This is a genomic window from Bartonella sp. MF74HXZ, from assembly GCF_042194445.1.
Taxonomy (GTDB): Bacteria; Pseudomonadota; Alphaproteobacteria; order Rhizobiales; family Rhizobiaceae; genus Bartonella; species Bartonella grahamii.
In genome coordinates this window covers 228,485-243,509 of record NZ_JBHIMW010000002.1, presented here as the reverse complement: position 1 = coordinate 243,509, position 15,025 = coordinate 228,485, and the positions used below count along the sequence as shown (strand labels likewise).

Annotated in this window: 13 protein-coding genes; 7 read left to right on the top strand and 6 right to left on the bottom strand. The window is 37.6% G+C overall.

What is annotated here, in order from left to right:
* Positions 1–25 precede the first annotated feature (25 nt).
* The 6 genes from ACFIJ8_RS02345 to ACFIJ8_RS02320 form a co-directional block, all read right to left on the bottom strand.
* Positions 26–3,025: a 2-oxoglutarate dehydrogenase E1 component gene (locus ACFIJ8_RS02345; protein ID WP_375638912.1), complete on the bottom strand. Its 3,000-nt coding sequence runs from the start codon at positions 3,023–3,025 to the stop codon at positions 26–28.
* Positions 3,026–3,189: 164 nt separating this feature from the next.
* Entirely contained in the window at positions 3,190–4,092 is a 903-nt protein-coding gene (gene sucD, locus ACFIJ8_RS02340) for a succinate--CoA ligase subunit alpha (RefSeq protein WP_273787559.1), read from the bottom strand.
* A 3-nt stretch (positions 4,093–4,095) separates the two neighbouring features.
* Entirely contained in the window at positions 4,096–5,292 is a 1,197-nt protein-coding gene (sucC, locus tag ACFIJ8_RS02335; RefSeq protein WP_375638909.1) for an ADP-forming succinate--CoA ligase subunit beta, read from the bottom strand.
* A 90-nt stretch (positions 5,293–5,382) separates the two neighbouring features.
* On the bottom strand, positions 5,383–6,345 hold the full coding sequence (gene mdh / locus ACFIJ8_RS02330) for a malate dehydrogenase (RefSeq protein WP_015857106.1): 963 nt from the start codon (positions 6,343–6,345) through the stop codon (positions 5,383–5,385).
* Between the two features lie 288 nt (positions 6,346–6,633).
* The gene (zapE, locus tag ACFIJ8_RS02325) at positions 6,634–7,833 is read right to left on the bottom strand and encodes a cell division protein ZapE (protein WP_273787557.1); all 1,200 of its coding nucleotides are present in this window, start codon (positions 7,831–7,833) and stop codon (positions 6,634–6,636) included.
* Between the two features lie 97 nt (positions 7,834–7,930).
* Positions 7,931–8,476 (bottom strand): AprI/Inh family metalloprotease inhibitor, encoded by a 546-nt coding sequence (locus ACFIJ8_RS02320; protein ID WP_273787556.1) that lies wholly within the window; start codon positions 8,474–8,476, stop codon positions 7,931–7,933.
* Between the two features lie 226 nt (positions 8,477–8,702).
* On the opposite strand from ACFIJ8_RS02320, the gene dapF reads away from it, so the two are divergent.
* From dapF to ACFIJ8_RS02285, 7 genes are all read left to right on the top strand, one after another.
* A complete protein-coding gene (dapF, locus tag ACFIJ8_RS02315) occupies positions 8,703–9,554 on the top strand; it encodes a diaminopimelate epimerase (protein ID WP_015857109.1) in 852 nt (283 codons plus the stop codon).
* Positions 9,554–10,837, top strand: a complete 1,284-nt coding sequence (mtaB, locus tag ACFIJ8_RS02310; RefSeq protein ID WP_273787554.1) for a tRNA (N(6)-L-threonylcarbamoyladenosine(37)-C(2))-methylthiotransferase MtaB — start codon at positions 9,554–9,556, stop codon at positions 10,835–10,837. Before dapF ends, mtaB begins: the two co-directional genes overlap by 1 nt.
* 14 nt (positions 10,838–10,851) lie before the next feature.
* On the top strand, positions 10,852–12,105 hold the full coding sequence (gene ftsY, locus ACFIJ8_RS02305; RefSeq protein WP_375638905.1) for a signal recognition particle-docking protein FtsY: 1,254 nt from the start codon (positions 10,852–10,854) through the stop codon (positions 12,103–12,105).
* A complete protein-coding gene (locus ACFIJ8_RS02300; RefSeq protein ID WP_375628057.1) occupies positions 12,102–12,788 on the top strand; it encodes a septation protein A in 687 nt (228 codons plus the stop codon). The genes ftsY and ACFIJ8_RS02300 overlap by 4 nt, the downstream gene beginning before the upstream one ends.
* Positions 12,789–12,850: 62 nt before the next feature.
* On the top strand, positions 12,851–13,612 hold the full coding sequence (gene gloB / locus ACFIJ8_RS02295) for a hydroxyacylglutathione hydrolase (RefSeq protein WP_375638903.1): 762 nt from the start codon (positions 12,851–12,853) through the stop codon (positions 13,610–13,612).
* A 65-nt stretch (positions 13,613–13,677) separates the two neighbouring features.
* Positions 13,678–14,076 carry a hypothetical protein gene (locus ACFIJ8_RS02290; protein WP_375638901.1) on the top strand — a complete coding sequence of 133 codons (399 nt, stop codon included), beginning with the start codon at positions 13,678–13,680 and terminating at the stop codon, positions 14,074–14,076.
* Between the two features lie 44 nt (positions 14,077–14,120).
* Positions 14,121–14,633, top strand: a complete 513-nt coding sequence (locus ACFIJ8_RS02285) for a hypothetical protein (protein ID WP_375638899.1) — start codon at positions 14,121–14,123, stop codon at positions 14,631–14,633.
* Positions 14,634–15,025: the final 392 nt, after the last annotated feature.

The window sequence follows — 15,025 nt, the reverse complement described above, 5'->3', positions numbered from 1 at the left end:
TTCCATACATCAGAGTAGTAATAAATTAAGAACCTAACGCGTCTTTAAGAAACGCAGCCAGTTGTTCAAGGTGTTTCACCATTAACCCAGAGGCCGGTGACGCACTCGCAGGACGTCCTGCATAACGAGCACGTGAATATTGCGCATTAATATGCGTCAAAACCCATTCCAAATAAGGCTCAATAAATGACCAAGCCCCCATGTTTTTTGGTTCTTCTTGGCACCAAAAAACTTCCGCCTGCAAAAAGCGCGACAACACATTCACCAAAACTTTAGCAGGGAAAGGATAAAGTTGTTCAACACGAAGGAGGTAAACATCATCAATACCCTTTTTTTCACGTTCTTCATAAAGGTCGTAATAAACCTTACCAGTACAAAGAACGACACGGCGAATTTTATTATCTTTCTGCAACTTAATGACAGAATCTTTGAGACATTCTGCATCATCAAGCAACACACGACAGAAACTTGTTTCCGGCCCCATTTCATTGAGAAGAGAAACAGCTCGCTTATGACGCAAAAGTGATTTCGGTGTCATCAAAATCAATGGCTTACGGAAATCACGCTTAATTTGTCGACGCAAAATATGAAAATAATTTGCAGGGGTTGTACAATTAGCAACCTGCATATTATCTTCCGCACAAAGTTGAAGAAACCGTTCTAAACGTGCAGAAGAATGCTCCGGCCCTTGCCCTTCAAAACCATGAGGCAATAAACACACAAGACCAGACATACGAAGCCACTTACGCTCCGCGGATGAAATAAATTGATCAAAAATGACCTGTGCACCATTAGAGAAATCACCAAATTGTGCTTCCCAAAGTGTTAATCCTCGTGGTTCAGCAAGAGAATATCCATATTCAAAACCAAGAACAGCTTCTTCAGAAAGCATAGAATTAACAACTTCATAAAGCGCTTGCCCTTTTTGTAAATGATTCAAAGGAATATAACGCGCCTCATTTTCTTGGTCATAAAGAACTGAATGACGTTGTGAAAAAGTTCCCCGTTCAACATCCTCACCGGAAAGACGAACTGGTGCTCCTTCCAAACAAAGTGAACCAAAAGCTAGAGCTTCAGCGGTTGCCCAGTCAACACCCTCACCGGTTTCAAAAATTTTAGCACGATTATTTAAAAAACGTTGAATGGTTTTGTGAACGTGAAAATCTGCCGGAATTTCGACAATTTTCTGACCAATTTCCTTTAAAATTTTTAATTCAACACCGGTTGTTCTAGAATGTTGTTCATCAGAACTACTAAAAGCTTTGAGTCCCGTCCAGCTTCCATCAAGCCAATCAGCCTTATTAGGCTTATAAGAAGCACTTGCTTCAAATTCACCTTCAAGCTTATCGCGCCATAATTTTTTTTGTTGCTCAATCTCTTCTAAAGAAATCACCCCTTCTGCTACCAATTGGTCACTATAAAGCTGAAGTGTTGTTTTATGATTACGAATTGCCTTATACATAAGCGGCTGCGTAAAGGAAGGCTCATCACCTTCATTATGCCCATAACGGCGATAACAAAACATATCAATAACCACTGGTTTATGGAAAATTTGGCGAAACTCTGTCGCTATTTTGGCAACAAAAACAACTGCCTCAGGATCATCACCATTCACATGGAAAATTGGTGCATCAATCATTTTTGCAACATCTGATGGATAAGGCGAAGAACGTGAAAAACGCGGAGATGTTGTAAAACCAATCTGATTATTGATAATAACATGAAGTGAGCCTGCAACACGATAACCTTTAAGACCTGAAAGACCAAAAGTTTCTTGGATAACGCCTTGTCCTGCAAAAGCAGCATCACCATGAATAAGCAGTGGCATCACTTTTGAACGCTCACTTAATGAGAGTAAATCAGTATGTGCAGGTCCCATAAGTTGATCTTGTTTAGCACGTGCTTTTCCTATAACAACCGGATCAACAATCTCAAGATGAGATGGATTGGCCAACAGCGATAAATGAACTTTTTTACCATCAAATTCAAGATCAGCTGAAGTTCCCAAATGATATTTGACATCACCGGATCCCTCCACATCATCAGGCTTATAAGATCCCCCTTTGAACTCATGAAAGATAGCCCTATGCGGCTTGGCAAGAACTTGTGAAAGAACATTTAAACGACCACGATGTGCCATTCCTAAAATAACTTCCTGCACCCCTAAAGCACTACCACATTTGATAATCTGTTCAAGAGCGGGAATCAGCGCTTCACCACCATCGAGTCCAAAACGCTTTGTACCTTTATATTTAGTGTCTAAAAACTGTTCAAAACCTTCCGCCTGAATAAGCTTATTAAGGATAGCTTTCTTGTCTTGTTGTGTGAAAGAAATTTTTTCATCTCGCCCTTCAATGCGTTCTTGAAGCCATGCTTTCTGAACCGGATCAGAAACATGCATATATTCCACACCGATTGTTGAACAATAAGTACGGTTGAGAATTTCAAGCATTTGTGGAATAGTTGCATATTCCAAGCCTAAAACATTATCAATAAAAATAGGACGCTCATAATCAGCTGGAGTAAAACCATAAGCTTCTGGAGAAAGTTCCTTATAATCTTCTTGTTTTTCGGCCAATTGAAGAGGGTCAAGCCGCGCACGAAGATGCCCCCGTGCTCGAAACGCACGAATCATCATAATTGCATGAACGGAATCACGTGTTGCACGAATAACATCTTGCTCACTGGAAGTTTTTCCCTTTTGTGCAGCACCTGTTATTGCTTTTTCCTTTAATTTATCACCAAGATATTTTTCAAGAGAAGACCAATCACCATCAAGAGCAGAAACCAATTCTCCATTTGCCTTTACTGGCCAATGATCACTTTGCCATGTTGCCCCTTCAGCATTTCTGAGAACATCTTCTTTATTATCATGAAGTCCTTCAAAAAAAGCACGCCACTGTGAATCAACACTGGTAGGATCTTTTTCATATTGAGCATAAAGTTGATCTATATAATCCGCATTGCCACCATAAAGAAATGATGTCTGTGCAAAAAGGCTATTTATTTCGTCCTGCCTTGCCATATACCTCTCCGGAACATCTATTCCGTCTCCTTATATCTCTTTTCGACCTTTAAATGCTTACAAAACAAGCAATGATTCAAACATTCAAAAAAGTTTTACCTTTTTATACTCAAGTTTTTTCACCTGAATCTAAGAACTTTTTCTTATTCAGGTGAAATTTTCTTTTAGCCCTTCAAAACTGACATCAAAGTCTTACCTATCTGTGATGGTGAAGGAGACACTCGAATCCCTGCTGATTCCATTGCCGCAATTTTATCTTCTGCTCCACCTTTACCACCAGAAATAACAGCACCAGCATGTCCCATTGTACGTCCTGGAGGAGCTGTACGGCCAGCAATAAAGCCAACAACCGGTTTTTTACGACCTTTTTTTGCTTCATCTTGCAGAAACTGTGCTGCTTCTTCTTCAGCAGAACCACCAATCTCCCCAATCATAACAATAGACTGAGTTTCATCATCCGCTAAAAACATTTCCAACACATCAATAAATTCAGTGCCCTTAACAGGGTCGCCACCAATCCCTATCGCTGTTGTTTGCCCGAGACCTTCCTGACTCGTTTGAAAAACGGCTTCATAAGTTAAAGTTCCCGACCTCGAAACAACCCCAACAGAACCTTTTCTAAAAATAGAACCAGGCATAATACCAATTTTACATTCATTTGGTGTAAGAATACCAGGACAATTAGGACCAATAAGACGAGACTTTGAGTTTTCTAATCGCGCCTTCACTTTAACCATATCCATAACGGGAATACCTTCCGTAATACAGATAATTAAACGAACTTCAGCTTCAATAGCCTCTATAATAGCTGCCGCAGCCCCTGCAGGAGGAACATAAATAACAGAAGCATCCGCGCCTGTTTTTTCCTTTGCTTCTGCAACATTAGCAAAGATAGGAAGAGTTTCGCCTTTTGAACCTTCCCATATTTCTCCACCCTTTTTAGGATTAACACCCCCAACCATTTGCGTACCATGATAAGCAAGCGCCTGTTCTGTATGAAATGTTCCTGTTTTTCCTGTAAGCCCTTGAACTAGAACTTTTGTCTCTTTATTCACAAGAATCGACATAGCTTAAGCTCCCTTCACAGCTGCAACAATTTTTTGGGCAGCATCATCTAAATCATCAGCAGGAATAACATTCAAACCACTTTCATTGATAATTGCTTTACCCTGCTCAACATTAGTGCCTTCAAGACGAACAACTAAGGGAACCTTCAAACCAACCTCACGAACAGCAGCAACCACACCTTCAGCAATGACATCACAACGCATAATACCACCAAAAATGTTAACCAAAATGCCCTTAACATTTGGATCGGCCGTAATAATTTTAAAAGCAGCTGTCACCTTTTCTTTTGACGCTCCACCACCAACGTCAAGAAAATTTGCAGGCTCAGCTCCATAGAGTTTGATAATATCCATTGTTGCCATAGCAAGACCCGCACCATTAACCATACAGCCAATTGTACCCTCAAGAGCAACATAAGCAAGATCATGCTTTGATGCTTCAATTTCTTTTGGATCCTCTTCTGAAAGATCGCGTAATTCTAAAACATCTGGATGACGAAACAGAGCATTATTATCAAAAGAAACTTTTGCATCAAGAACACGTAAACGACCATCTTTCATCACAATAAGCGGATTGATTTCTAAAAGGCTCATATCTTTTTCACAAAATGCCTTATAGAGAATCGGAAAAAGCTTTTCACCATCTTCTCGCGCACTACTTTGTAGCTTCAATGCATCACAAAGTCTTGCACAATCAACCGAAGTAACACCCTCTACAGCATCAATGGGAAGCGTGAATATTTTTTCTGGTGTCTCTTCAGCAACCGTTTCAATATCCATTCCACCTTCTGTTGAAACAACAAAAGCAATTCGACCAACGCTACGATCAACCAAAAGTGAAAGATAAAGCTCCCTTTCAATATCAGCACCATCCTCAATGTAAAGACGATTGACCTGCTTACCCTCTGGACCCGTTTGTTTGGTTACCAAAGTTTTACCAAGCATTTCTTGAACATTTGCAATAACTTCTTCAACAGATTTTGCAAGCCGAACACCACCCTTTGCATCAGGACCAAGTTCTTTAAACTTACCCTTACCACGACCACCAGCGTGTATCTGACTTTTAACCACATAGAGAGGTCCGGGCAATTTTTCCGCCCATTTTTCAGCTTGCTCAACAGAATAAACAGCAACACCATTTGCAATTGGTGCTCCATATTCATGAAGCAGACGTTTGGCCTGATACTCATGGATATTCATGCATTTGTCCTTTTCTTTTATGGATCATTATTAATCCTAAAGTTTTAATATTCTAAATACTTAGTTTTAATGAATTAAATCTTGTTCAATTTACTTGAGACTAGGCACAAGAGCAATACAAGCTTCACAAAGCTTTTTAACTGCATTTACTGAATGATCAAAAGCATCTCTTTCTTCTTTATCAAGATCAATTTCAATGACTCGTTCAACACCACCTGCACCAATTACGACAGGAACACCAACGTAGGTATCATTAACCCCATATTCTCCTGAAAGATAAGCTGCAACAGGCACAACACGCTTAGTGTCCTTTAAATAGGCCTCAGCCATAGAAACAGCAGAAGCTGCTGGTGCATAATAAGCAGAACCTGTTTTTAACAAACCAACAATTTCTGCACCGCCATCACGGGTACGTTGGATAATTTGATCAATTCTTTCCTGTGTTGTCCAGCCCATCTTTACAAGATCAGGCAAAGAAATACCACCAACCGTTGAATAACGCACGAGAGGAACCATTGAATCACCGTGCCCTCCTAAAACAAACGCTGTCACATCTTTAACAGAGACCTTAAATTCCTCAGATAAGAAATGACGAAAACGTGCTGAATCAAGAACACCAGCCATACCAACCACTTTATGTGTAGGGAGACCTGAAAATTTCTGCAATGCCCACACCATCGCATCAAGGGGATTGGTAATACAAATAACAAATGCTGAAGGCGCGTATTTTTTAATTCCAGCTCCAACTTGTTCCATCACCTTTAAATTAATTCCCAAAAGATCATCTCGGCTCATACCAGGTTTTCGCGCAACGCCTGCTGTTACAATAACAACATCAGATCCTTCAATTGCTTCATAAGCATTAGCACCTTTTAGACTGATATCAAAACCGTCAACGGGAGAAGATTCGGCGATATCTAGAGCCTTACCTTGTGGCACACCTTCCGCAATATCAAATAAAACAACATCACCAAGTTCTTTAAGCCCAATAATATGTGCTAAAGTACCACCAATCATACCTGAACCAATGAGAGCTATTTTTTTTCGTGCCATTTTATTTTTTCCTAACTTTTAGATAATTCAGCGCACACCCATCAGCGTCCGTATACTGAATATTTTTGACTTCAACCATATTCAAACAATATCATAAAAAGGAGTAAAGAAATGAAATTTACAAATTTTTCTCCTTACAGAAACAACAACCCTCCGCTGAAACAACTATTAGAAAATTATCACGATGTATCGATAAAGTGAATTTTAAAAAAATACAACAGAATTATTACATTTCTTTAATTTCAAAGAGTTATTGTTTTTACAGTTTACGTAAAGGTAAAAGTATAATCAATGCTTCTTCTTCAAAAGAAAATGTTCTTCCCAAAGTTTTAAATAATCGTGGCTTTGCATTTCAAAAAGACGTGACTGTGTTCTTTGAAATTCAAATGTTTCCGTAATCTGCGCATGCCCTTTATACAAATCCCCCACCTCTGCCGCAGCCGACATAAACAACCGTATGTGGCGCTCATAAAGAATATCAATAAGTAAAATAAACCGTTTTGTTTCATTGCGACATGTATCATCCATGACCGGTACATTATCAATAAAAATCGTATGATAACGCTCCCCTAATACCAAATACTCAGCCGCTGCCAAAGGCTTTGCACATAAATCTCTATAATCAAAGCGTGCACATCCTGCACCAACACGCGGAATAGGAATAAGGCGCCCTTTTATAGAAAGCTCTTCAGATATCTCCTTATGTCCTTGCAATACAAGTGCCCATGCTTGATCCATGCATTCATCTGCTTTTTTCCCTAAAGGTGCTACATACACAGGCTGTAGATTTGATTTTTCAAGACGATAATCTGTTTTTGCATCAAGATTAACAACACGAACATATGCTTTCAAAACTTGAATAAAAGGCAAAAAGAGTTCACGATTTAAACCGTTATAATAAAGGTTATCTGGCGCCACATTTGAAGTCGCAATAAAGAAAATTCCTTTATCAAACAAAGCAGAAATAAGCCGCCCCAATACCATAGCATCAGCAATATCTGTTACACTAAACTCATCAAAACACAGTACCTTTGCTTCTCGTGCAAGATCTTCAGCAACAGCTAAAATAGGATTATCTTGTTTAAACTTTTCACCCCCAGATGCTTGACGATAAAAATTAATACGCTCATGCACATCAGTCATAAAATCATTAAAATGAGCACGCTTTTTATGACCTTTAGGCAAACAAGAAAAGAACAAATCCATCAGCATGGTTTTGCCCCGTCCTACTTCACCAAAAACATACAATCCCTGAAAAGAACCTTTTTCATCCCCTTGTTTTACAACACAAGAGATGTTTTGTTTTTTCCTCTTAAATATTCTATTAAAGAAAGAGCAAAATATCCAAGTCCAAGGACGAGAGATGTTTTGTTCCGCAATTTTTTTTAATAAATGATCAAAATATTCTGTTATAGCTAATTGAGCGGGATCAAAACAAACCTCCCCTTTAGAGACAAGCTCTTTATAACGTGTTGAAACGAGAATCATCCAAATAACCTTTTCAAACCGTTCTCAATGAAAAATACAAATACTTTTCACGAATCTGCCCGTCTAGCTTAGTTTTTCATAAACGATCAAAAATGATTTAACGACTTAAAACAACGGGATGATCATCAAGTGTACGTCCCTCAAAACGATCAACATTTGAAGAGTAGAGAGCAAGGATAACACGTCCAGAGTTATTATAAAAATATAATCTTTTTCCTTTAACAGCCCACGATCTCACTTGGGAAGCAATTCCTGGACAGTGTAAAGGACCAGCACGGTACCCTTGTCCAAACTTTGTTTGCGGCGTTGCGATCCGGCAAACTTTACCCCCTATAGAAAGATTCCATACACCAGCAACACTTGCAGGAAATAAATCAGTAGCATTACTTGGCAACTCGAGACTAGCCATTCGTCCATCACTCTGAGAATCTCCTTTTTCATACATCGAAGCGTTTGCTGCCTCAGATATCGACGAAGAAGTAGATGACAGATCAGACACTTCCAATGTTGTCATTTGTTGAGATGGATAAAAAACTTCTAATGCGTTACTACCGTCATTACTGTCAAACCGTGTTGTTGAACATCCCCCTAAAAGCATTACAGTTGATAGTGCAACGAAAAACGAAATTTTTGAAAACGACATATCTGTACTCTCTCCCACGACAATAAATAAGTTCACAAAAAAATTAAGTGAATATTTGTTATATTTACAAAGATAAATTAACAAATTAAAAAAAACAGGTTAAAATCACTTATTTTTAAACGAAATAATTTATGTACCCAATTTTATCTTTATTAAAGACTAGAAATTTATAAGATTTTCAGTCATATATCTCTTTATAAATAATCATTAGAAATAGAGAAGTTTCATGAAAACGCCATTTAGCAAAATGGACGGTCTTGGAAATCAAATTATTGTTATTGATATGCGTGAAAGCACTCATGCTCTTACACCACAAGCAATCCTTGCTTTGTCAGCAGATCCCGAAATACACTTTGATCAAATCATGGCTATCCACACACCAACCCAGAAAAAAGCCGACTTCCGCATAGAAATATGGAATGCCGACGGATCAATGGCTAAAGCTTGTGGCAATGGTACCCGCTGTGTCGTTGCATGGCTTAAAGATCACAATTTTGGTGAAAAATTTCGTTTAGAAACTCCCGCTGGAATTATTGAAGGGACATATCAAACCGATAATCTCATTTCTGTTGATATGGGATGCCCAAATTTCAATGCAAAAGAGATGCCTGTTTCACGTGAAATAGTTGATACTAATCACGTAGAAATTACGGCTGGTCCTCTAAAAGATGCTTGTCTCATATCCATTGGCAATCTCCATGCTATCTTTTTTGTTGAAAATGATATTCAACATATTCCATTAGAAAAATATGGACCAAAACTTGAACATGATCCCCTATTTCCCGAACAGTGCAATATTTCCATTGCTTGCATAACGTCAAAGAAAAGTCTAAATTTACGGACATGGGAACGAGGAGTAGGATTAACACAAGCATGTGGAAGTGCTGCCTGTGCAAGTGCAGTGGCTGCTTATCGTCGTGGTCTTACACAACGCCATATTGATGTAAACTTACCAAAGGGAACACTTAATATTTTTTACCGAGAAGACGATCATGTTATTATGACAGGACCAATAAAATATCAATTTAGTGGTTTTTTAAGCCCTTTAACAGGGTGCTACAAAAAGGATCACTCCTGATGGCAATAGAAATTGTAACTTTTGGTTGTCGACTTAATAGCTACGAATCGGAAATCATTCGTAAAGAAAGTACTTCTTCAGGGCTAGATCAGCTTAAAGATGGTGCTATTATCTTTAATACCTGTGCTGTCACTGCCGAAGCTGTGCGACAAGCAAAACAAGCTATCCGCAAAGCACGACGTGAAAATCCTCACGCACGTATCATTGTAACAGGGTGTGCCGCTCAAACAGAAGCACAAAATTTTGCCTCAATGACAGAAGTGGATCTCGTTTTAGGAAACGAAGATAAACTTCACGCCCATTCTTATCGTCAACTTCCTGATTTTGGTATTAACCATTCCGAAAAGGTGCGTATCAATGACATTATGGAAGTACAAAAAATTGCTCCACATATGGTCAGTGCAATGCAAGAGCGCACCCGCGCTTTTGTACAGGTACAAAACGGATGTGATCATCGCTGTACATTTTGCATTATTCCTTATGGACGAGGACCATCTCGCTCAGTTCCCATGGGTGCTGTCATAGAACAAATTAAAAAGCTGATAGGTGAGGGTATTCAAGAAGTTGTCCTTACAGGTGTTGACCTTACAAGTTATGGCCACGATCTTCCTGGAAAAGCTACTCTGGGAAAATTAACTTCAGCAATTTTGCATCATGTCCCTGACTTAGCGCGATTACGCCTCTCATCTATTGACTCTATTGAAGCAGACGAAGAACTCATCAATCTTTTAGCTTATGAAACAAGGATCATGCCCCATTTGCATTTATCTTTGCAAGCAGGTGATAATATGATTTTAAAACGGATGAAACGGCGACACTTACGCGAACATGCCATTCAATTTTGCCAAGAATTGCGTGCCAAACGTCCTACAATGGTTTATGGTGCCGACTTAATCGCTGGTTTTCCTACAGAAACAGAAGAGATGTTTCAAAACAGTCTTGTTTTAATCAAAGATTGTAATTTAACCCATCTCCATGTCTTCCCCTTTAGTCCAAGAGAAGGAACACCTGCCGCACGTATGCCACAAATCAACCGTAAAATAGTTAAGATGCGTGCTGAAAAATTACGTAAAGCAGGTGAGGAGGCTTACCAAAAGCATCTTGCTCATTTGCAAAACAGTCTACAAACAGTTCTCATTGAAAAAGATGAAATCGGACGAACAGAAGATTATACTCTTGTACAAGTTAAAGGTGCAAAAGTAGGAACAATTGTTCAAGCCCTTATCGTTGATCATGATGGCGATAAATTGATTGCTGTCCTTCCAAAATTAAACGCTGCTTGAGCAGGAAAATTCTTATGACGAAATCTTTTATAAAAAAAATATTCTCTTTTAATAAATCTCAAGAGCAGGAAATGGAACAACAGATTTCTATTCCTGATAAAAGCGATATAATGGAAGAAAATAAAGACAAAAATGAAAGGACAAAAAATAACCAAATCTCTATAGACACAGAAAAAGAAGAACAAACAAAAAATCGAGAGTCAACACTTACAAAATATGATGAAAAATCTCCATTTCTAGAATCCCATTCTGATAAAATTCCTCTTTCTGGTAAAATTATTGTCACAGACGACATCCGTGAAAAAAAGAATGAAGAAATTTTATCTGAACCTTCTGTTGAACAAAAAAAGATAGCGTGGTTTGGGCGCCTTAAAAAAAGTCTATCTCTTTCTTCACAACGCCTAAGCGGATCAATTGGCGACCTCTTTGTTAAAAGAAAACTTGATGAAGATACATTGCAAGAGCTCGAAGATATCCTTATCCAAGCTGATCTTGGAGTAGAAACGGCGACACGCATCACAAATACTTTAGCTTCCAGTCGTTACGGAAAAGATCTTTCCCCAGACGATATTCATACTATTGTAGCTGATGAGGTCAAAAAAGTTCTGGAACCTGTTGCAATTCCATTAGAGCTTGATCTCAGCTATAAACCTCATGTTATTTTGCTGGTAGGTGTAAATGGAACTGGAAAAACGACAACAATCGGAAAACTTGCAGCAAAATTAACAGCAGGGGGATTAAAAGTTATGCTTGCAGCTGGTGATACTTTCCGAGCCGCAGCTATTGAGCAATTGCATATTTGGGGTAAACGTACTGATTCTCCTGTTATTTCGACAAAATTGGGTGCAGATGCCGCCAGCTTAGCCTTTGATGCTTATGAAAAAGCAAAAAAAGCAAACAGCGATGTATTAATTATTGATACAGCAGGGCGTTTACAAAATAAATCTGAATTAATGGATGAGTTGGCAAAAATTATTCGTGTTTTAAAAAAACACACTCCCCAAGCACCCCATACAATCCTTCAAACGCTTGATGCAACTACCGGACAAAATGCACTCAACCAAGTGGAAATTTTCCGTGATATTGCTGGTGTTAATGGTTTAGTCATGACAAAGCTGGATGGGACCGCACGAGGAGGAATTCTTGTCGCTATAGCAGCAAAATATAAATTACCCGTTTATTTTATCGGTATAGGAGAAAATATTGAAGACCTTCAACCTTTTTCTGCTTCTGACTTTGCCGAAACTATCGCAGGAAAACATACATGAAACAGCCTTTATCTAACTCTAATTCACACAATAATTCTGAAAAAAATATGAATAACAATAAGAAAATCCCTCTCTCACCAACCATAAAATTTTTCTTGGAAATGGGGCCGTTAGTCGTCTTTTTTCTGGCCAATTATAAGGGCGAGTGGTTGATAAAAAACATTGGATTTTTTCAAAATTTTAGCAAACCTATTTTCCCTGCAACAGCTATTTTTATGATAGCTATTATTATTTCTCTAAGCTTATCATGGATTCTTGCACGACAAATTCCTATTATGCCCCTTATTTCAGGAATCTTTGTTCTAGTCTTTGGATTTTTAACTCTTTGGCTTCACAACGATACTTTCATCAAAATGAAACCAACAATTATTAATAGCTTATTTGCGCTCATCCTCTTTGGTGGTATGTGTTTTAAAAAACCACTTTTACGTTATGCTCTTGATTCTACATTAAAACTTGATGATTTAGGCTGGCAAAAACTTACCTATCGTTGGGCATTCTTTTTCGTTTTTCTTGCCCTTTTGAATGAAATCATTTGGCGCAATTTTAGCGATAATTTTTGGACCAGCTTTAAAGTATTTGGTGTTATGCCTATAACAGTCCTTTTCATGCTTACCCAAATGCCTATCATTATGAAACATTCAAAAGGACTTTTCACAGAAGAGGACAAATCTGATTCTTAAAAAAATTCACCACTATATATTATTTTATAGATTCATTACCAAACACTGTTCAGGAGAAAAACATGTTGATTGAACAGTTTATTTGTCGAAAAGATAACTTTGGTGTACTCATTCATGATGAAAAAAGTGGCTACACAGCTGCAATTGATGCACCTGAAAGTGAAGCGATTCATAACGCCTTAAAACGCCGTAACTGGACGCTTCAGACTATTTTTGTAACTCATCATCATCACGACCATGTAGAAGCATTGGAAGAATTAAAACAAGTATACAACGCTATGGTTATCGGACCAGAAGCAGAAAAAGAAAAGATTCATCATCTTGATCAAACACTTCAACCTGATGAAAAACTTCTCTTTGGTTCTCATCCACTTTTGGCTCTCTCAACACCTGGTCACACTTTGGGCGCATTATCTTATTATTTTCCTGAGAAAGGTTTACTCTTTGCTGGAGATACACTTTTCTCACTCGGTTGTGGACGCCTTTTCGAAGGAACACCTGCTCAAATGCTGAACTCTTTAAAAAAGCTTCGTCAACTTCCCGATGAGACACTTCTTTATTGTGGTCATGAATATACCAAAACCAATGCTCTTTTCGCATTAACACTTGATCCACATAATCAAAAGCTTCGTCAAAGAGTGGAAGAAGTTTTTTTGCTACGTGCAAAAAACGCTATGACTTTACCAGTAACCTTAGGGAGAGAAAAAGCCACCAATCCCTTTCTCCGCTGGGATGATAGTGTGTTGCGAAGGAACCTCGCAATGGAAGAAGAAACAGATGAAGAAATCTTTGCTGAAATTCGAAAAAGAAAGGATAGCTTTTAAACATGCTTAAGTTCGTATTACGTTTGTTTCTCCTTTTTCTTTTCGTGATACATACTCAACTAACAATGGCAGAGGAAAAGGAAACAGACAAAAAATCCGATTTCCTGTATTCCATTAGAACTTACACCTTAACAGAAGATTTTCTCTTAAAAATGGAACAAATTGGAAAAGAGTATGAAAATTTACTGCCAGAGTTGAAAGCATCTAATATCCCATGTAACAATACTATTAAAGAATTTACCGCTTACATTTCTGATCAACCAAAATTGATGAATATTTTAAAAAATAATAACATCACGCCTAGAGATTTTTTTCTTGGTTGCAATGCGCTTGCGGGAACATTAATGTCACTTATCTGGGTTGAATTTGATGAAAAAAGCACCGTATTTTTAAGCAATTTGGAATTTGGTAAAAAACATATGTATAGAATATATACTGTTGTAGAAAAAACTTGTGGCTGTTAACTTAAAAAATTAATTGACTTAGCAAACAAGGATAAATTTTAAACATGTTCAAGTTAGTGTTACGTTTGTCTCTCCTTTTTCTTTTCGTAATACATACTCAACTAACAATGGCAAAGGAAAAGGAAACAGATAAACAATTAGAGTTCCCGCATGTTATTGCAAATTACGCCTTAACAGAAGATTTCCTTTTAAAAATGGAACAAATTAATAAAGAAGAGTGTGAAAACTCACCATCAGAATCAAAAGTATCCGATACTGAAAAAGAACCTGATATTGAAATTGAACACGACAACAGTATTGAAGGATTCGTAGCTTCTATTTCTAATCAACCAAAATTAATGAATATTTTAAGAAAAAATAATATAACACCTAAAGATTTTGCTATAGGAACCCTCGCCCTTCAAGCAACATTAACAACGGTTTTAGCTCCTCTTGAACTTCTTAAAGAAGAGGGGATTTCTTTTGATGAAAAAAATACTGTAGTTTCAAACAATTTAGAGTTTGGTAAAAAATATATGTATAGAATACTTGCTATTTTAAAAAGTCGTTGTAAATAGAATTCGTTCTATTTTGAACAGACGATTGACTTCGCAGACGAAAAAGAAAGAAAAATTTCAAACAATGTTTTAATTGGCATTGTGTTTGCTTTTTCTTTCCCTTTTTTTACATATGTTCAATTAACAATGGCAAAGAAAAAGCAAACAGACAATCAATTTGTTTTCTCCCTAGCAGCAATCAAAATATCATTATAAATTATCCTTTAACAGAATATTTCCTCTCAAAAATAGAATAACTAAAACAAATAAATTGAGGATTTACCTCCAGATCCAGAGGCATCCAATACCGGAAATAATAACAGCATTGAAGGGTTCATTTTTTCTATTTCTGCTAGATCAAAACTAACAGATCTTTTAAGAAAATATAATCTCTCACCTAAAGATTATGTTAT

What these genes read in the sequence shown, in the direction of transcription:
- ACFIJ8_RS02345 (WP_375638912.1), bottom strand. Translation starts at nt 3,025, where the DNA reads ATGGCAAGGCAGGACGAAATAAATAGCCTTTTTGCACAGACATCATTT.
- sucD (WP_273787559.1), bottom strand. Translation starts at nt 4,092, where the DNA reads ATGTCGATTCTTGTGAATAAAGAGACAAAAGTTCTAGTTCAAGGGCTT.
- sucC (WP_375638909.1), bottom strand. Translation starts at nt 5,292, where the DNA reads ATGAATATCCATGAGTATCAGGCCAAACGTCTGCTTCATGAATATGGA.
- mdh (WP_015857106.1), bottom strand. Translation starts at nt 6,345, where the DNA reads ATGGCACGAAAAAAAATAGCTCTCATTGGTTCAGGTATGATTGGTGGT.
- zapE (WP_273787557.1), bottom strand. Translation starts at nt 7,833, where the DNA reads ATGATTCTCGTTTCAACACGTTATAAAGAGCTTGTCTCTAAAGGGGAG.
- ACFIJ8_RS02320 (WP_273787556.1), bottom strand. Translation starts at nt 8,476, where the DNA reads ATGTCGTTTTCAAAAATTTCGTTTTTCGTTGCACTATCAACTGTAATG.
- dapF (WP_015857109.1), top strand. Translation starts at nt 8,703, where the DNA reads ATGAAAACGCCATTTAGCAAAATGGACGGTCTTGGAAATCAAATTATT.
- mtaB (WP_273787554.1), top strand. Translation starts at nt 9,554, where the DNA reads ATGGCAATAGAAATTGTAACTTTTGGTTGTCGACTTAATAGCTACGAA.
- ftsY (WP_375638905.1), top strand. Translation starts at nt 10,852, where the DNA reads ATGACGAAATCTTTTATAAAAAAAATATTCTCTTTTAATAAATCTCAA.
- ACFIJ8_RS02300 (WP_375628057.1), top strand. Translation starts at nt 12,102, where the DNA reads ATGAAACAGCCTTTATCTAACTCTAATTCACACAATAATTCTGAAAAA.
- gloB (WP_375638903.1), top strand. Translation starts at nt 12,851, where the DNA reads ATGTTGATTGAACAGTTTATTTGTCGAAAAGATAACTTTGGTGTACTC.
- ACFIJ8_RS02290 (WP_375638901.1), top strand. Translation starts at nt 13,678, where the DNA reads ATGGCAGAGGAAAAGGAAACAGACAAAAAATCCGATTTCCTGTATTCC.
- ACFIJ8_RS02285 (WP_375638899.1), top strand. Translation starts at nt 14,121, where the DNA reads ATGTTCAAGTTAGTGTTACGTTTGTCTCTCCTTTTTCTTTTCGTAATA.